At 71.9% G+C, this 17,334-nt stretch carries 15 protein-coding genes and 1 pseudogene; 2 read left to right on the top strand and 14 right to left on the bottom strand.

The annotated features are described in order from the left end of the window. Positions 1–36 precede the first annotated feature (36 nt). From ACEPPI_RS04530 to ACEPPI_RS04545, 4 genes are all read right to left on the bottom strand, one after another. On the bottom strand, positions 37–1,470 hold the full coding sequence (locus ACEPPI_RS04530) for a sugar porter family MFS transporter (RefSeq protein WP_373913928.1): 1,434 nt from the start codon (positions 1,468–1,470) through the stop codon (positions 37–39). 187 nt (positions 1,471–1,657) lie between these two features. Next, positions 1,658–5,404, bottom strand: a complete 3,747-nt coding sequence (locus tag ACEPPI_RS04535; protein WP_373913929.1) for an AAA family ATPase — start codon at positions 5,402–5,404, stop codon at positions 1,658–1,660. Between the two features lie 237 nt (positions 5,405–5,641). Beyond that, a complete protein-coding gene (locus ACEPPI_RS04540) occupies positions 5,642–5,857 on the bottom strand; it encodes a hypothetical protein (protein ID WP_030227372.1) in 216 nt (71 codons plus the stop codon). A 349-nt stretch (positions 5,858–6,206) separates the two neighbouring features. Then, positions 6,207–6,488, bottom strand: coding sequence for an acylphosphatase (locus ACEPPI_RS04545; RefSeq protein WP_373913930.1), 282 nt, complete (start codon positions 6,486–6,488; stop codon positions 6,207–6,209). 130 nt (positions 6,489–6,618) lie between these two features. On the opposite strand from ACEPPI_RS04545, the gene ACEPPI_RS04550 reads away from it, so the two are divergent. Next, on the top strand, positions 6,619–7,488 hold the full coding sequence (locus ACEPPI_RS04550; protein ID WP_373913931.1) for a CAP domain-containing protein: 870 nt from the start codon (positions 6,619–6,621) through the stop codon (positions 7,486–7,488). A 56-nt stretch (positions 7,489–7,544) separates the two neighbouring features. Here ACEPPI_RS04550 and ACEPPI_RS04555 read toward each other — a convergent pair whose 3' ends face one another. Beyond that, a complete protein-coding gene (locus tag ACEPPI_RS04555) occupies positions 7,545–8,156 on the bottom strand; it encodes a flavodoxin family protein (RefSeq protein WP_373913932.1) in 612 nt (203 codons plus the stop codon). 136 nt (positions 8,157–8,292) lie between these two features. Here ACEPPI_RS04555 and ACEPPI_RS04560 point away from each other — a divergent pair, with 136 nt between their 5' ends. After that, the gene (locus tag ACEPPI_RS04560; RefSeq protein WP_373913933.1) at positions 8,293–8,697 is read left to right on the top strand and encodes a winged helix-turn-helix transcriptional regulator; all 405 of its coding nucleotides are present in this window, start codon (positions 8,293–8,295) and stop codon (positions 8,695–8,697) included. Here the strand turns inward: ACEPPI_RS04560 and mutM are convergent. The 9 genes and pseudogenes from mutM to ACEPPI_RS04605 form a co-directional block, all read right to left on the bottom strand. Continuing rightward, positions 8,670–9,539: a bifunctional DNA-formamidopyrimidine glycosylase/DNA-(apurinic or apyrimidinic site) lyase gene (gene mutM, locus ACEPPI_RS04565; RefSeq protein WP_373913934.1), complete on the bottom strand. Its 870-nt coding sequence runs from the start codon at positions 9,537–9,539 to the stop codon at positions 8,670–8,672. The two genes, ACEPPI_RS04560 and mutM, sit on opposite strands and share 28 nt — an antisense overlap. A gap of 134 nt (positions 9,540–9,673) precedes the next feature. After that, entirely contained in the window at positions 9,674–10,525 is an 852-nt protein-coding gene (rnc, locus tag ACEPPI_RS04570; RefSeq protein ID WP_373913935.1) for a ribonuclease III, read from the bottom strand. Positions 10,526–10,544: 19 nt separating this feature from the next. Continuing rightward, positions 10,545–10,718 carry a 50S ribosomal protein L32 gene (rpmF, locus tag ACEPPI_RS04575; RefSeq protein WP_003965982.1) on the bottom strand — a complete coding sequence of 58 codons (174 nt, stop codon included), beginning with the start codon at positions 10,716–10,718 and terminating at the stop codon, positions 10,545–10,547. 2 nt (positions 10,719–10,720) lie between these two features. Continuing rightward, complete coding sequence (locus ACEPPI_RS04580) at positions 10,721–11,368, bottom strand: DUF177 domain-containing protein (protein WP_373913944.1); 648 nt, start codon at positions 11,366–11,368, stop codon at positions 10,721–10,723. 144 nt (positions 11,369–11,512) lie between these two features. Continuing rightward, entirely contained in the window at positions 11,513–12,577 is a 1,065-nt protein-coding gene (locus ACEPPI_RS04585) for a cell division initiation protein (protein ID WP_373913936.1), read from the bottom strand. Positions 12,578–12,703: 126 nt separating this feature from the next. Then, positions 12,704–13,183, bottom strand: a complete 480-nt coding sequence (gene coaD, locus ACEPPI_RS04590) for a pantetheine-phosphate adenylyltransferase (RefSeq protein ID WP_351829746.1) — start codon at positions 13,181–13,183, stop codon at positions 12,704–12,706. A gap of 29 nt (positions 13,184–13,212) precedes the next feature. Continuing rightward, positions 13,213–13,791, bottom strand: a complete 579-nt coding sequence (gene rsmD / locus ACEPPI_RS04595; protein ID WP_356221650.1) for a 16S rRNA (guanine(966)-N(2))-methyltransferase RsmD — start codon at positions 13,789–13,791, stop codon at positions 13,213–13,215. Between the two features lie 46 nt (positions 13,792–13,837). Further along, positions 13,838–16,033 carry an ATP-dependent DNA helicase RecG gene (recG, locus tag ACEPPI_RS04600; RefSeq protein ID WP_373913937.1) on the bottom strand — a complete coding sequence of 732 codons (2,196 nt, stop codon included), beginning with the start codon at positions 16,031–16,033 and terminating at the stop codon, positions 13,838–13,840. 26 nt (positions 16,034–16,059) lie between these two features. Then, a pseudogene (locus ACEPPI_RS04605) lies at positions 16,060–17,253 on the bottom strand (dihydroxyacetone kinase); the annotation flags it as partial. Between the last annotated feature and the right edge of the window lie 81 nt (positions 17,254–17,334).

The following is a 17,334-nucleotide window of genomic DNA, read 5'->3' on the forward strand; positions in this document are numbered from 1 at the left end:
GCGCGCGCGGAGGAGAGGGGTGGTGGCGGGGGATGGTTACCCCATCTCCTCCAACGCCTTGCCCTTGGTCTCCGGCACCCATTTGAGGATGAAGGGGATCGAGAGCAGGGCGAAGGCCGTGTAGATCAGGTAGGCGCCGGACAGGTTCCAGTCCGAGAGGGTCGGGAACGACACGGTGATGACCCAGTTGGCGATCCACTGGGCGGACGCGGCCACGCCGAGGGCCGCGGCGCGGATGCGGCCCGGGAACATCTCGCCGAGAAGCACCCAGACCACCACGCCCCAGGACAGGGCGAAGAAGAGGACGAAGCAGTTGGCCGCGATGAGGGCGACCAGCCCCTGGGTGTGCGGCAGGGCGATCTGGCCGCCGCTGGTGTCCTTGTAGGAGAAGGCCCAGGCGGCGCACCCCAGGGAGACCGCCATGCCGGCAGAGCCGATGAGGGCCAGCGGCCTGCGGCCGATCCGGTCGACCAGCAGCATCGCGATCACCGTGCCGATGATGTTCACGACGGAGGTCTCGAAGGAGTAGAGGAACGAGGAGCTCGGGTCGATGCCGACCGACTGCCACAGCGACGAGCTGTAGTAGAAGATCACGTTGATGCCGACGAGCTGCTGGAAGACCGACAGGCCGATGCCGACCCAGACGATCGGCAGGAAGCCGAAACGGCCGCCGAGCAGGTCGGTGAACCTCGGCTTGTGCTCCGAGTGGATGGCGCTGTCGATCTCGCGGACCCGGGCGTCGGCGTCGATGTGGTCGCCCTCCACCTCGCGCAGCACCGTCTTGGCCTTGTCCATGCGGCCGACCGAGACGAGGAAGCGCGGGGACTCGGGGATCGCGAAGGACAGCAGGCCGTAGAGGACGGCGGGGACCACCATGACGCCGAGCATCCACTGCCAGGCTTCCAGGCCGCCGATCTCGCCGCGCTGGTCTCCGTCGGCGAGGTTGAGGATGCCCCAGTTGACCAGCTGCGAGACGGCGATGCCGATGACGATGGCGGCCTGCTGGAAGGAGGCGAGACGGCCGCGGTAGGCGGGCGGCGAGACCTCGGCGATGTAGGCCGGGCCGATGACCGAGGCCATGCCGATGCCGAAGCCGCCGATGACCCGCCACATGGCGAGGTCCCAGAGGGCGAACGGCAGGGCCGAACCGATGGCGCTCGCGGTGAAGAGGACCGAGGCGATCTGCATGCACCGGATTCGGCCGATCCGGTCGGCGATACGGCCGGCCGTGGCCGCGCCGAAGGCGCAGCCGATCAGCGCGGCCGCGATCACCTGGGCCAGGACCGCGGCCCCGACGTCGAAACGGTCACGGATCGCCACCACCGCGCCGTTGATGACGGAACTGTCGTATCCGAAGAGGAATCCGCCCATGGCCGCGGCCGCGGTGATGAAGATGACGTGCCCGAGGTGCTCGGGATGCGACGGGCTCCGCCCGCCGGGCGCCGGTGTCTTCGCTGTGCTGCTGGTCAAGGTGTGCTCCGTGGGGGGTTTCGTCCGTTCTCCCAGTGGCGCACAGGTCAAGATCGGGCACCACCGGAAGACCGGGAGACAGCGGAGCGAGCCTATGCGTTCATTTCCTGAAGTCAATAGCTGATGTGAAGGTCGGGTTATGCGGGCTCCCCGCGCATTGACTTCACTTCTTGAAAACTGAAGGGGTTCAGCGCAGCCGCTGGCTGATCACCTTCGAGACGCCGTCGCCCTGCATCGAGACGCCGTAGAGCGCGTCCGCGACCTCCATCGTCCGCTTCTGGTGGGTGATGACGATCAGCTGCGAGCTCTCCTGGAGCTCCACCATGATCCGGATCAGCCGCTGGAGGTTGGTGTCGTCCAGGGCCGCCTCGACCTCGTCCATCACATAGAACGGGCTGGGCCGGGCCTTGAAGATGGAGACCAGCAGCGCCACGGCCGTCAGCGAGCGTTCGCCGCCCGACAGCAGTGACAGCCGCTTGACCTTCTTGCCCGGAGGGCGGGCCTCGACGTCCACGCCGGTCGCCAGCATGTCGTCCGGGTCGGTGAGCACGAGCCGGCCCTCGCCGCCGGGGAACAGCCGCGAGAACACGCCCTCGAACTCCCGGGCGGTGTCGTGGTAGGCCTCGGTGAAGACCTGCTCCACCCGCCGGTCCACCTCCTTCACCACTTGAAGGAGGTCGGACCGCGTCTTGCGCAGGTCGTCGAGCTGCTCGCTCAGGAACTGGTGCCTCTCCTCCAGCGCCGCGAACTCCTCCAGCGCGAGCGGATTGACCTTGCCGAGCTGCTGGTAGGCGCGTTCCGCCGCCTTCAGACGCTTCTCCTGCTGCGCCCGGATGAACGGACCTGGCCGGTTGCGGGGGTCCTGCGGGTCCTCCGGCAGGACCTCGCCCTCGGCCGCCGGGGACGGCGGGACCGGCTGGTCCGGCCCGTACTCCGCGAGCAGGGCCGCCGGCTCCACGCCCAGCTCCTCCAGGGCCCTGGTCTCCAACTGCTCGATCCGCAGCCGCTTCTCGGCGCCCAGCACCTCGCCCCGGTGCACGGAGTCGGTGAGCTTGTCGAGCTCGGCCTTCAGGTCACGGCCCCGGCCGCGGGCCTCGCCGAGCTCCCGCTCGCACAGCCCCTTGGCCCCTTCGGCCGCCGTGCGCTCCCGGTCCGCGCGGCCGATCGACACCTCCAGGTGCGCCAGCAGCTGCCGCGCGCCCTCGGCCACGGCCCGGCCCACCTCGGCCTCGTGGCGCAGCCGCTGCCGGCGCCGTTCCGCCCGGGTCCGGGCCTCGCGTTCCGCACGGGCCGCGCGGTCCAGCCCGTCCGCGCGCCCGGCCAGCGCCTTGACCCGCTCCTCGTGGGTACGCAGTTGCAGGCGGGCCTCCATTTCGGTCTGCCGCGCGTTCGCCCCGTCCGCCGCGAGCCGGTCCCGCGCCGAGGTGTCGGGTTCCCGCTCCACGGGCATCTCCTCCACGGCCGCGAGCCGCTCCGCGCACTCCTCCACCTCCACCCGGGCCCGTTCCAGCGCCTCCTCGGCCTTGGCCGCGGCCAGGGCGCTGCGTTCGGCTTCGCCGAGGGCCCCCTTCGCCTGCCCGGCCAGCCGTCCGAGCTGCTGCGCGACCCCGGCGCGGGCCTGCTCCCCGGCCCGGCGCCGCTCGGCGAGCTCCTCGGCGAGGGCGGCTGCCGCGTCGCGGCGGGCCCGGGCGTCCGCCTCGGCCCCGGTCAGCTCCCGGCACTCCCCGTCCAGCCGCTCCAGCTCCGCCGCCGCCTCGTCGACGGCGGCCCGCACCTCGATCAGACTGGGCGCGCCCGCGGAACCGCCGTGCGCGAGGTGCGCCCCGAGGACGTCCCCGTCGGCGGTCACCGCGACCAGGCCGGGGTACCCGGCCACCACCGCTTCGGCCTCCTCCAGGGTCCCGACCACGACGTGGTCCCGCAGTACCCAGGCCACGGCCCGGCGCACCTCGGCGTCCCCGCCCACCAGGGCGGCGGCCTCCCGCCACGTGGGCCCACCCGCGGTCAGGACCGGAGCGTGCGGCTCCCTCGCCCCGGACTCGGTGCCGCGGCCGACGGCAGCGGCAGCGGCCGGGTCGGGGACGCCGTCCGGACCTCGGTCCTGTACGGGCAGGGCGCTACCGCCGCCGAGTGCGGGAGCCCGGTCCGGGACCGCCCCGCCCGGAGCCCGGCCCGGAACGGGGGTCGCTCCGCCGCGGGCCTGGCCCGGACCCGGAATCGCGGCCGGGGCCACCAGGAACGTGGCGCGGCCCGCGTCGGCGGCCCGCAGGTGGCGGATGGCCAGGGCCGCCGCCGCCGGGGAGGCCACGGCCACCGCGTCGGCCGCGGCCCCGAGCGCCGCCGCCAACGCCACCTCGTACCCGGAAGCCACGGTCACCCGCTCGGCGGCCGGCCCCAGCAGCCCGGCCAGCCGTTCGCGCGCCGCGAGGAGCGCCCCCGTCCCGTCCTTGCGCCGCAGCCCCAACGCGAGCGCCTCCCGTCGCGCCGACACGGCTGCCCGGGACCGTTCCGCCGAGGTCAGCGCCTCCCGGGCGGCGGCCAGCGCGGCCTCCGCCCCGGTCAGCGCGGCCCGCGCCGCGTCGTACTCGGCCTCCACCGCCGGGTCTTCGAGCCCGCCGACCTCCTCGGCCAGCGCCTCGTACTCCTCCCGGGCGGCCTCCGCCCGGACCCGCGCCTCGTCCCGGGCGGCCACGAGCCGGTCGATCTCGGCCTCGGCGGCTCCGGCCCGGGAGCGGGCCGCGCCCAGGCGCCCGGTCAGCCGGGCCAGCTCCTCCCGCCGGTCGGCGATGGCCCGAGCCGCGTCCCGCAGCCGCCGTTCCTCCTCGGCGAGGGCCCGCTCCAGCCCGGCCCGGTGCTCGGAGGTGTCCTCCAGCGCGCGCTCGGCGGCCTCCAGCGCGGCGGCCAGCTCCGCCTCCTGCTCCCGGATCCGGGCGGCCTCGCGTTCCAGTTCCTCGGGGTCGCGGCCGCGCCGCTCGTCCTCCACCGGGGCCGACGCGCTCTTGATCCGCGCCACCGCCAGGGATTCGGTCCCCCGCACCCGCTCGGCGAGCTGCGAGAGCTCGTGCCAGGTCTGCTGCGCCCGCTGGAGCCGTGGCGCGAGGCGGCGTACCGATTCCTCCAGCGCGGCCTCCTGCCGCAGCGCCCCGGCCAGGTCCCGTTCGGCGGACTCCTTGCGCTCCTTGAGCGCGGCCTCGTCGGCGATCTCCGCGTCGAGGGCGCCGCGCAGCGCCACCAGGTCGTCGGCGAGCAGCCTCAGCCGCGCGTCGCGCAGGTCGGCCTGGATCACGGCGGCCCGCCTGGCCACCGCGGCCTGCCGGCCCAGGGGCTTGAGCTGGCGCCGCAGTTCGTCCGTCAGGTCCTGCACCCGCGCGAGGTTGGCCTGCATCGCGTCGAGTTTGCGCAGCGCCTTCTCCTTGCGCTTGCGATGCTTGAGTACCCCCGCGGCCTCCTCGATGAAGGCGCGCCGGCCCATCGGGTCGGCGTGCAGGACGGAGTCGAGCCGGCCCTGTCCGACGATGACGTGCATCTCGCGGCCGATGCCGGAGTCGGAGAGCAGCTCCTGGATGTCGAGGAGCCGACAGGTGTCCCCGTTGATCTGGTACTCGCTGCTGCCGCCGCGGAACATGATCCGCGTGATGGTGACCTCGGCGTACTCGATCGGCAGCGCGCCATCGGAGTTGTCGATGGTGAGGGAGACCTCGGCCCGCCCCAGCGGGGGGCGGCCCGTGGTCCCGGCGAAGATGACGTCCTCCATCTTCCCGCCGCGCAGGGATTTGGCCCCCTGCTCCCCCATGACCCAGGACAGCGCGTCCACCACGTTGGACTTGCCCGATCCGTTGGGCCCCACGACGCAGGTGATGCCCGGTTCGAAGCGCAGGGTGGTCGCGGAGGCAAAGGATTTGAAGCCACGCAGGGTCAGGGACTTGAGGTGCACGCCGCCGGACTCTACCTTTCACGTTCGGTTTCGCCCATGAAGGTGCAGGGCACATCAGACGTTAAAGGAATGGGCCCCCCACCTGGCCCCATGCGGGCTGGCGGCGGGAAGGCGGCGGAGAAGGACGCGGAGCGGATCGGCGCGTCGGTGAAAGAAACGTCGGTGAAAGAAAGAAGGGACGCCGGAGCGTCCCTTGCAGATCATGCGGGGCTGGAGTGGAACGACGAGTAGCGCGGATCAGGTGAGCGCAGGCTCCGCCTGGGGTACGTCGAGGTCAATGCTGTCCAGCAGCGAGTCTCCGTGCTGAGCGGCGGCAGCGTTCAGTGCGTCGTTCTCGGACTGGATCCGTCCGAGCTCGGACTCAAGGTCCTGGACGCGCTGCTGAAGCCGTCGCATCTCGGCGAGGAGTCGCGGGTCGGAACCGCCGACGTAACCGAGAAGCGCCTTTGCCATGATGGATGGTCCTCCACACTGAGTGACCGACCGAAGCGGTGTGGGTCGTGAGGGAATCGCACCCGCGGATGTCCGGCAGCGACTGTCAGTCACTGCGCTTACTACTGCCAGCACTGCCAAACAGCTCAGGTGCGCGGGGCTTCCAGCGTCTCACCAAAAAGTTTGACGGTCAACACGATCACGCCCCGTATCGGCGGGCGGCCCGGCCGGCTCGGGCGGCGGGGAGGTCGGCCTCGGTTCCGAGCCTTCCACGAATCGATCTCCCCGGCAACGCCTCGACGACGAATGCGCAGTTCCGACCATGTGTGGTCCATCCGGCGATGCGATCAGTCCATGATCGGTCGATCGGTCACCGGATCTCGAAGCCGTCGTACACACCGCGCGGTGTGCCCCAGATCTCTGTCACCCCGTCCACCCGCCCGGGCGTGTCGGCGGAGCGGAGCCAGTCCAGCAGCCGGTGGCAATTCTCACGTTGACCTTCCGCCACCACCTGCACTCGGCCGTCGTCGAGATTGAGCGCGAAGCCGACCATCCCTCCGATCTCCAGAGCATTGGCCCTGGTGAACCAGCGGAAGCCCACTCCCTGTACTCGGCCGCGTACCCAGGCGGTCAGCCGGACGTCTTCATTCATGCATGAACGCTAACGGGGCAAACGATTCCGGAACACATCGCCCCCCTGGGCACATCGGCTACAGTCCCCCACCAATGCTTCACCCGTTCGGGCGAGCAGGGTCGATCTTGTGAGGGAAGGCAAGCCGCCGATGGGACGCCACCGACTCCACGCCACGCCGCGCCGCGGCGTCCGGCGCCGCACCGTCGTGCTGGGCGGGGTACTCGGCGTGTCCGTGGCGGTGGCCCTCGGCACGGCGGCCGTCACGACCGGATTCGTACCGGTCGGCGGCTCCTTCCCCTACGTGGGCACGGACTCCGGGAGCCGGACGGAGGCCGGGGCGGAGCCGTCGGCGAGCCCCGAACGGCAGGCGCCGGAGCAGCAGGGCGGCCTGGCCAACCTGTCCGGCCGCGCCTCCTCCGCCCCCGAGACGGGCGCCCCTTCGGTCACCCCCTCGGCCTCCCCCTCCCCTTCTGTCTCGGCCTCCCCGTCGGCCCCGCCCTCGACGGCCCCCTCCCCTTCGGCCCCGGCCGAGGAACCGGAGAAGAGCGCCGCCCCGCGGACCACGAAGCCCGCGCCCCCGAAGACGGCCGCGCCGAAGCCCCCGGCTCCCGATCCCTCCGCGACGACGCCCGACGACGGGCACTCCGCGGAGGAGGCCGCCGTCCTCGCGCTGGTGAACCAGGAGCGCGCCCAGGCCGGGTGCGTCGCGGTCCGTGCGAACCCGCCGCTGGCCTCGCTGGCCGCGGCCTTCAGCAAGGACATGGCCGTACGGGGCTTCTTCGACCACACCGACCCGGACGGGAAGACCCCCTGGAACCGGGCCGACAAGGCCGGGATCTCCGGCCTCGGCGGCGAGAACATCGCGCGCGGCCAGGGTGACGCCAAGTCCGTGATGGAGGCCTGGATGAACAGCCCGGGCCACAAGGCGAACATCCTCAATTGCGAATACCGGACCCTGGGCGTGGGCGTCTACTTCGGCGCCGGCGGCCCCTGGTGGACCCAGGACTTCGGCTTCTGACGGTCCCGCCCGGATTCCGGGCGGGACCGCGGGCGGACCGCCCGCCCCGGTGCCGGTCAGGCGCCGGACGCCGCCAGCGCCGCCCGGCCGGCCAGGACCACGCGGGCGTGCTCGGCCACCCGGCGGCCGAGGTGCTCGGCGGTCGCGATGTCGGCCTTGTGCACGCCCTCCGGACCCTCGTCGGAGTTGGTCTGGGCCGCCGCGCCGGAGGAGAAGCCGAGGCGGTTGAGGTCGAACTCGGTACCGGCGGTGGAGTTCCAGCCCGGCTTCAGGCCCAGGTTGACCCAGCTCATGCCGTGCTGGGAGGCCAGCATCTGGAAGTACTGCAGGGTGTTCAGCTTGTCTCCGGCCTTGGAGGCGGAGTTGGTGAAGCCCGCGGCGATCTTGTCCTGCCACACGTCGCCGAACCAGCGCTTCGAGGTGGCCTCGGCGAAGACGTGGAAGGCGCCGGAGGCGGTGCCCATGTAGGTCGGGGAGCCGAAGACGATCGCGTCGGAGCCGTCGAGCAGTTCCCACTCGGCGTCGGTGATCGCGTCGACCTTGATCAGGTGGACCGTGGCACCCGTGGCGGCGGCGCCCTCCCGCACGGCCTCGGCGACGACGGCGGTGTGCCCGTAGCCGGAGTGGTAGGCGATCGAGACGACGGGGGCGGACACGGTGGTGGACATGGCGGTTCTCCTCAAGAGCGGGTGCGGGTGCACCGCCGTGCGCCGGGCACGGTGCGGTGCGACGAGAGAAAGAGAACCACTAACTTTTCGAAAGCGCAAGCGGACAGTTAGCGCTGCCCGGGAGTACGCTGTCCCTATGGAGACCCCTGTCTGTACCGACGCCACCGCGGCCGACCTGCCGTTCGACGTCTTCGCGCGCGCCTGCCCGTCCCGGGAGACCCTGGAACACGTGACCGGCCGCTGGGGCAGCCTCACCGTCGGCGCCCTGCGCGACGGCCCCTGCCGCTTCAACGAGCTGCGCCGCCGGGTCGAAGGCGTGAGCGAGAAGATGCTCTCCCAGACCCTGCACGCCCTGGAGCGCGACGGCATCGTCCACCGCGAGGCCCAGCCCACCAACCCGCCCCGGGTCGACTACGAGCTCACCCCGCTCGGCCGCGAGGTCGCCGACCGCCTGCTCTCCTTGATCCACTTCCTGGAGGGCAGCATGGACGAGGTCCTCACCTCCCGGCAGGCCTACGACACCACGCGCGGCGGCCGCTGACAGCGCGGACAGAAGTAGCTCGACCGGTTCATCCACGCCCGCCGCCGGATCGGTGTGCCGCAGCGCCGGCAGGGCTCGCCCTCGCGCCCGTACGCGTCGAGGGACCGGTCGAAGTAACCCGATTCGCCGTTCACGTTGACGTACAGGCTGTCGAAGCTGGTCCCGCCCACGTCCAGCGCGGCGTTCATGACCTCCCGCGCCCTGGCCAGGAGTTCCGCGCTCCGGGGGCGGGTGAGGGTGGCGGTGGGGCGCTCGTAGTGAAGCTTCGCGCGCCACAGGGCCTCGTCGGCGTAGATGTTGCCGACCCCGCTGATCAGGGACTGGTCCAGCAGCGCCCGCTTGAGCGTGGTGCGCTTGGCGCGCAGCGCCAGGTGGTAGGCCCCCTCGTCGAAGAGCGGGTCGAGCGGGTCGCGGGCGATGTGCGCGATGACGTCGGGCAGCCCCTCGGCGCTTCCCGGGACGGTCTCGTGCAGCGAGAGCCCGCCGAAGGTCCGCTGGTCGACGAAGCGCAGCTCGGTCCCGGCGGCGTCGTCGAAGCGGATCCGGATCCGCAGGTGCTTCTCGTCGGGGGCGTCGGCCGGCTGCACCAGCAGCTGCCCGCTCATCCCGAGGTGACCGAGGACGGACAGGTCCCGCTCCTCCAGCGGCAGCCAGAGGTACTTGCCGCGCCGCCGCGGCACACCGATGGTCTGCCCGGCCAGGCGCGCCGCGAAGTCGGCCCCGCCCGCCGGGTGGCGGCGTACGGCCCTGGGGTGGAGCACCTCCACGGACTCGACGGTCCGACCGGCAACCCACCGCTCCAGACCGCGCCGCACCACTTCGACCTCGGGCAGCTCGGGCACGGTTCTCCTCCGGGTTCGACGCGGATCCGCTCGCTGCGGCCGAGCCTACCGGCCCCTCCCGAGGCCCCCGGAAACGAGTCCGCCCCGCCCCCCGCCGGAGCGGGGGGCGGGGCGGGAACGTCCCGAAGGAAGGGTCAGGCGCCGGGCGCCGGGTCGACGGGCGTCGGCGCCCCGCCGTCCGCGGCCTCGGTCCCGGCCGGAGCCGGGTCCTGTGCCGGAGCGGCAGCGGCCGCGGCCGCTGCCGCGATCCGCTCGTCCGCGGCGGCACGGATCCCGCGCCACGCGGACTCTGCCGCCTGCTGTTCCGCTTCCTTCTTGCTGCGGCCGGTGCCGGTGCCGTACGAGACACCACCGACGCGAGCGGCAGCGGTGAAGGTCTTCTCGTGGTCCGGTCCGGTCTCGGTGACCAGGTACTCGGGCACACCGAGCCCTTCGGCCGCCGTGAGCTCCTGGAGACTGGTCTTCCAGTCCAGGCCGGCCCCGAGGTTGGAGGACTTCTCGATGAGCGGGTCGAAGAGCCGGTGGACCAGCTCCGAGGCCGCGTCGAGGCCCTGGTCGAGGTAGACGGCGCCGATCACCGCTTCAAGGGTGTCGGCGAGGATGGAGGCCTTGTCCCGGCCACCCGTGCCCTCTTCGCCCCGGCCGAGCCGGATGAAGGAGCCGAGATCGAGGCCGCGCCCGACCTCCGCCAGTGCGCGAGAGTTGACCACCGCGGCCCGCAGTTTGGCCAGCTGGCCTTCCGGCAGATCGGGGTGGGTGGTGTACAGCGTGTCCGTGACCACCAGGCCCAGCACGGAGTCCCCGAGGAACTCCAGGCGTTCGTTGGTGGGCAGACCGCCGTTCTCGTACGCGTACGAACGGTGGGTCAGCGCACGCACCAGAAGGGCGGACTCGAGTCGATACCCGAGCCGCCCTTCCAGAAGCGTGTGGGACGAGGCCGCGTTGTTACTGTCTGCCTGCTTCTCAGCGTTGGACAGCTCAGACATTGCGCCTCTCACCAGCCGCTCAGACCTCGAGGACCTGGCGCTTGTTGTAGGTGCCGCAGCTCGGGCACGCAATGTGCTGGAGCTTCGGCTCCTGGCAACGCTCGCACGAAACCAGGGTGGGGACCGCAGCCTTCCACTGCGACCGGCGGTGGCGCGTGTTGCTGCGCGACATCTTCCGCTTCGGAACAGCCACGGCTACTTCTCCTGCTTCTCGGCGGCGCCCTGAACTCCGTCAGAGGCAGTGCCGCTCATGTTGTCCTTCTCATCGCCCTGATCGGTGACGAGTCCCTGCAATGCCGCCCAACGGATGTCGACGGCGTCATGGTGGTGGTCCGGGTCGTCGTTCAGGCTGGTCCCGCAATCGGGGCACAGTCCGAGACAGTCCTCCCGGCACACCGGCTGCATCGGCAGTGCGAGCACCACCGCGTCCCGCAGCACGGGTTCGAGGTCGAACAAACCGTCCTCGAGGAAGAGCGTGTCCTCGTCGTCCTCGGCGTCGTCGGCCGGCTCCGCCTGGGAGCGGGTCCGGTCGTCGGCGTCAGGGTACGAGAACATCTCCTGGAAGTCCGCCTTGAGCTCACGCTCGACGGCCTCCAGACACCTTACGCACTCCCCCACGGCCGATGCACGGGCGGTGCCTGTGACAAGCACCCCTTCCATGACCGACTCCAGGCGGAGCTTGAGCTTCAGCGGGGCGCCTTCCGGCACTCCGATGACTCCGATGAGACCGAAGTCCGCCGGGGTCTCGATCTCACGGGAAAGCCGCTGCAAGGCACCAGGACGCCGACCCAGCTCGTGCGTGTCGAACACGAGGGGGTTGCGGTGGTCGAGGCGGGTATTCAGGGCCGTTCCTGCTTTCACAGATCGCTGAAGATCGAGTTCCTGCCGCGTGAGCGAGAAGACGCTTACGGGCAGCATGGATCGCGGTGCATACGCGCGACCGAAGAGCCAGGATACCCGGCGCTTCGCTCTGAGCCCAATCCGGGGCTAGCGCCCCTGTTCGTACTGGCGCAGCTGATCCAGGTTGATCATGCTCGTGTCGAAGAAGCTGGTCTCGTCCAGAGCGGGCTGCTGCGGCACCTGCTGGGGGTGGCGCTCCTGGGGCTGCTGGTAGGCGCCGTACGGGTCGGGCTGCTGTTGCTGCTGGTAGACCGCGTACGGGTCGGGCTGCTGCGGGACCCCGTAGGAGTGGCCCGTGTACGGGTCCTGGTAGGCGTAGGCGTCCTGCTGCTGGACGGCCGGCTGCTGCGGGTAGGGGTACGCGTCGTACTGGGGCGCGGGCTGCGCCTGCGGGGGGACCTGCGCCCGCGCCGGGCCGGGATCCGGCTCGGCCAGGCCGGCCAGGAAGTCCGCGTCGCTCGACGGGCGGGCCCCGGTGGGGCCGGCCGCGTCCTGGGCGGCCATGTGCGCGCCGAGGTCGTCCGTCGGGACACTGCCCAGCAGCTTCTGGCGGCCCCGGCCGACGGCTTCCAGGGTCTTGGCCAGCACCGCCTCGAAGGTCGCCAGCTTGGTGTCCACGTACGCGTCCGCCTGCCGGCGCTGCTCCTGCGGGTCGTGACTGCGCTCGGGGGCGTCCGCGTCGGCGAAGCCATGCTCGTCGAGGCCCGGACCGCGCCCGAGGAGCTTCTCGCGGCCCCGGTCCACGGAGCCGATGGTCTTGCTGAGGACGACCTCGAAGTTGGCGAGCTTGCTGTCGACGTATTCGTCCGCCTCGGCCCGGATCTCCTCGGCCTCGCGGCGCGCGTCCGCCAGGATCCGGTCCGCCTCGGCCTGCGAGCGGCGGGCGATCTCGGTGTCGGAGATCAGCGAACCTCGCTGGGCGTGCGCGGATTCGATGATCCGGTCCGCCTCCCGGCGGGCCTCCTCGACCATCTGCTCCCGCCCGCCGATCAGTTCGGCGGCCTGGGCGAGCGCGCCGGGCAGGGCCTGGCGCACCTCTTCGAGCCGCTCCAGGAGCTCCGGACGGTTGATCACGCAGGACGCCGACATGGGCATGGACCGGGCGCCGCCGACGGCCGCGACGATCTCGTCGAGCTTCTTCTGTACGTCCATGGGGGCTCGCACTCTCTCTGGCTCAAGCGGGTCCTGAGACGGACGGGACCACTGACGAGACGACTGTAGGGCCACCGGACACACGCGCGGCGCGGACCGGGGAAGCCCGGTCCGGCCGCCGTCGGGTCACTTCGCCCGCAGCCGTTCGGTCAGCGCCGCGTGGACGTGGGCCGGCAGCAGGTGGGCGACGTCGCCGCCCCAGGTCGCGACCTCCTTGACCAGGGAGGACGAGAGGAAGCTGTAGGTCGGGTTGGTCGGCACGAACAGCGTTTCGACGCCCGAGAGTCCCATGTTCATCTGGGCCATCTGCAGCTCGTAGTCGAAGTCGCTGACGGCGCGCAGGCCCTTGACGATGGCGGGGATGTCCCGCTGCTTGCAGAAGTCCACGAGCAGTCCGTGGAACGACTCCACCTCGACGTTGCCGTAGTCGGCGGTCGCCTCGCGGATCATCTCGATCCGCTCCTCGACCGTGAACAGCCCCTTCTTGGACTGGTTGATCATCACGGCGACGTGGACCACGTCGTAGAGCCGGGAGGCTCTGCCGATGATGTCGAGGTGTCCGTTGGTGATGGGGTCGAACGACCCCGGACAGACGGCGCGGCGCAACTGAATTCCCTCGCTCCCCGGTGCGGGCATCATGACTCTTCGCTGGTGTCGGCGGCGCGGCCGTACCACAGGGTGCCCTCGCCGTACTTGCGGGACCGGAGCCCCTCGAAGCCTCGGGGCCACGGGAACGCGCCGCTCCTCGTGCTCCGCTCCACGGTGACGAGCGCATCGTCGGTGAGCCAGCCATTGGACCGGAGTGTGAGCAGGATCTCCCCAAGATCGCCGTGCTCGACGGCGTACGGCGGGTCCAGGAAGACGATGTCGTACGGGTCCCCCTGAGCGGTCGCCGCCACGACCTGCTCGGCCTTGCCGGCCCGGAATTCGGCGCCGGGCAGGCCCAGCGTCCTGATGTTGTCCCGGATGGCCTTGGCGGCCTTGGCGTCGGCCTCGACCAGCAGGGTGTGGGCCGCGCCCCGGGAGAGGGCCTCCAGGCCCACGGCGCCGGAGCCGCCGTAGAGGTCGAGCACCCGGGCGCCTTCCACCCCGTGCAGGGACTCCCACGTGGAGAAGAGCCCTTCGCGCATCCGGTCGGAGGTCGGGCGGGTGCCGGTGCCTGGCGGCACGGCCAGCCTCCGCCCGCCGGCGGTGCCGGCGATCACGCGGGTCATCTGGGGTCCTTCGGTGCTCGGGGGTTCGTTCGACGCTCCCCCATTGTCAGCCCTTCTCCAGGTACTGCTCCCGCTCGGTGTCCAGCAGGGCGTCCAGGGCGGTGCGCAGGCCGGGGAGGCCGGTCAGCTCGGGATCGTCGGCGACCACGCGGGTGGCCTCCTCGCGGGCCTGGGCGATGACCTCCTCGTCCTCGATGACGGCGAGCATGCGCAGCGAGGAGCGGACGCCCGACTGGGCCTGGCCGAGGACATCGCCCTCGCGGCGCTGCTCCAGGTCGATCCGGGAGAGTTCGAAGCCGTCGAGGGTGGCGGCGACGGCGGCGAGCCGGGCACGGGCCGGGCTGGCCTCGTGCATCTCGCTGACCAACAGGCACAGGCCCGGGGCGGAGCCGCGGCCGACGCGGCCGCGCAGCTGGTGGAGCTGGGAGACACCGAAGCGGTCGGCATCCATGATCACCATGACCGTGGAGTTGGGGACGTTGACGCCGACCTCGATGACCGTGGTGGCGACGAGCACCTTGACCTCGCCGGCGGCGAAGCGGCGCATGACGTCATCTTTGTCGGCGGGGTCCATCCGCCCGTGCAGGACCTCGACGCGGAGCCCGGCGAGCGGTCCCTTCGCGAGCTGCTCGGCGATCTCCAGCACGGCGAGCGGGGGGCGCTTGTCGCCGTCCTCCTCGGCGGCCTTCTTCTTCTTGGGCTCGTCCTCGCCGTCCCCGATCCGGGGGCAGACCACGTAGGCCTGGTGGCCGTTCTCCACTTCCTCACGGACCCGTTCCCAGGCCCGGGTGAGGAAGTGGGGCTTGTCCTTGGCGGGCACGACGTGGGTGGCGATCGGGGAGCGGCCGGCGGGCAGTTGGTCGAGGACGGAGGTCTCCAGGTCGCCGAAGACGGTCATCGCGACGGTGCGCGGGATGGGGGTGGCGGTCATGACGAGCAGGTGCGGGGGCTGCTTGCCCTTCGACCGCAGGGCGTCGCGCTGTTCGACGCCGAAGCGGTGCTGTTCGTCGACCACGACGAGGCCGAGGTCGTGGAACTGGACCTTGTCCTCGATGAGTGCGTGGGTGCCGATGACGATGCCGGCCTCGCCGGTGACCAGGTCGAGCAGGGCCTGGCGGCGGGCGGGCATGCCCATGGAGCCGGTGAGCAGCACCACTTTGGTGCCCTGGTCGGAGCCGCCGAGCATGCCGCCCTCGGCGAGCTCGCCCATCATCTCGGTGATGGACCGGTGGTGCTGCTGGGCGAGCACTTCGGTGGGCGCGAGCATCGCGGCCTGCCCGCCGCTGTCGACCACGGCGAGCATGGCCCGCAGCGCGACCATCGTCTTCCCGGATCCCACTTCCCCTTGGAGGAGGCGGTGCATGGGGTGGCTGGTGGCGAGGTCGTCGAAGATCTCCCGGGACACGTTCTGCTGGCCGTCGGTGAGGGTGAACGGGAGCTTCGCGTCGAAGGAGTCGAGGAGGCCGCCCGGGGCGGGGCGGCGGGGGACGGCGGGGAGCTGGGAGTCGTCGTGGCGGCGGCGGGCGAGGGCGACCTGGAGGACGAAGGCCTCGTCCCACTTGAGGCGTTGCCGCGCGTCCTCGATGTCGGCCTTGGTGGCGGGTCGGTGGATCTTGAGGAGGGCCTCGGTGAGCGGGACGAGTCCGCGGCCCTCGCGCAGGGTGGGCGGGAGGGGGTCGACGGTCTCCTGGGCGGCGGGCAGGACCGCGTCCACGCATTTGGCGATCTTCCAGGACTCCAGCTTGGCGCAGGCCGGGTAGATCGGGATGAGCCGGTTCGCGAAGGCGGTGGCCGCGTCCCGGTCGGAGGCGTCGGCGCCGAGGAGTTCGTAGGCGGGGTGGGAGAGCTGGAGCTTGCGGTTGAACATGCCGACCTTGCCCGCGAACATGGCGCGGGTTCCGGGCAGCAGGTCCTTGTGCGGTTTGTGGACTCCGGCTCCGAAGAAGACCAGCTGGAGCCGGCCGCTGCCGTCGGTGATGGTGACTTCGAGGCGTTTGCCGCGGCCGCCGTTGAAGGTCAGGATCCGGGCGTCGGCGACCTGGGCGACGACCGTCACGTGGTCGTCGAGCTGGTCGGCGAGCTCGGTCAGCGGGGTCAGCTCGCCGCGCTCGGCGTACCGCCGAGGGTAGTGGTGGAGCAGGTCCAGGGCCGTGTGCAGGCCGAGCTGCTCGGCCAGCACCTTGGCGGTGGCGGGGCCGAGGGTCTTCTTGAGGTCTTCGTCGAGCGCGGGCACGTGTTCCATTGCACACCATCGCGCTGACAAGGCCGCTATTCCACCCCGATGAGCAGCGGCGCCGAGTACCGGCCGCCCCGGTAGGTGACCGTGTCGACGGCGAGGTGCCCGTGCTGCACGTACGCCTCCAGGCGCGCGGCGAGGGCGTCGGGGACCTCGGGGCCCAGGACGAGGGTGACCAGTTCGCCGCCGGAGCCGAGCATCCGCGCCAGGACCGCCTCGGCCGTCTCGGGCAGGCCGGCGCCGATGACGGCGACGTCGCCGTCGATCAGGCCGAGCACGTCGCCGGCCTGGCAGATGCCGGCGGAGGTGAAGGACTGCCGTTCGGCGACGGCCAGTTCTCCGTAGCGGGTGGCGCCGGCGGCGGCGGTCATGGCGACGACGTCCTCGTCGAAGCTGCCGTCCGGGTCGTGCACCGCGAGGGCGGCCAGCCCCTGGACCGCGGAGCGGGTGGGGATGACGGCGACCCGTACGCCGTCGGCGCGGGCCTGTTCGGCGGCGGACGCGGCGGCGGCCCGCAGGTCGGCGGCGCCGGGCAGCAGGACCACCTCGCGGGCGTGGGCCCGGCGGATCGCGTCGAGCAGCACGGGGACGGCCGGCGGCTCGCCGGGGCGGGCCAGTACGGCGGTGGCGCCGGCCTCGCCGCACAGTCCGGCCAGCCCCTCGCCCTGGACGACGGCGACGACGGCCCGCTGGACGCGCGGGGCCCGCGCGAGGCGGCGCTCGTCGCCGAAGTGGGTGATGCGGATCCGGTACGGCCGCCCGGCGACCACTCCCGCTTCGACGGCCGCGCCGGGGTCGTCGACGTGGACGTGGACGTTCCACAGCGTGTCGCCGCCGACCACCACCAGGGAGTCTCCGAGCCCGTCGAGCGTCGCGCGCAGCTCCCCGACCGCCTCCTCGTCGGCCTCCAGCAGGTAGACCACCTCGTAGGCGGGTCCGCCCAGCTCCTCGGCGCACGGCCGGTCGTCCCGCGGTCCGGGCACGGCCCGGCCGCGTGCCGGTTCGGCCTCGGGTTCCTGTCCGGACAGTGCCTGCCACAGGGCCCCGAGTACGGCGACCAGCCCGCAGCCCCCGGCGTCGACGACTCCGGCCCGCCCCAGCGCGGCGAGCTGGCCCGGGGTCTCGGCCAGGGCCGCGCGGGCCCCCTCGTACGCGGCCCGCGCAACGTCGGCGGCGGTCGCGGCGGCTGCTCCGGCGGTGGCCGGGGCCCGGGCGGCGGCTCCGGCAGTTAGGAACAGAAAAACTAAGAAAAAAACAAAACATTTTGTATATTGTTTTGTGTGTTTTTGTTGTTTTATAGTGGGGGG

This window comes from Streptomyces sp. AB3(2024), assembly GCF_041862025.1.
In the GTDB taxonomy this organism is placed as follows: Bacteria; Actinomycetota; Actinomycetes; order Streptomycetales; family Streptomycetaceae; genus Streptomyces.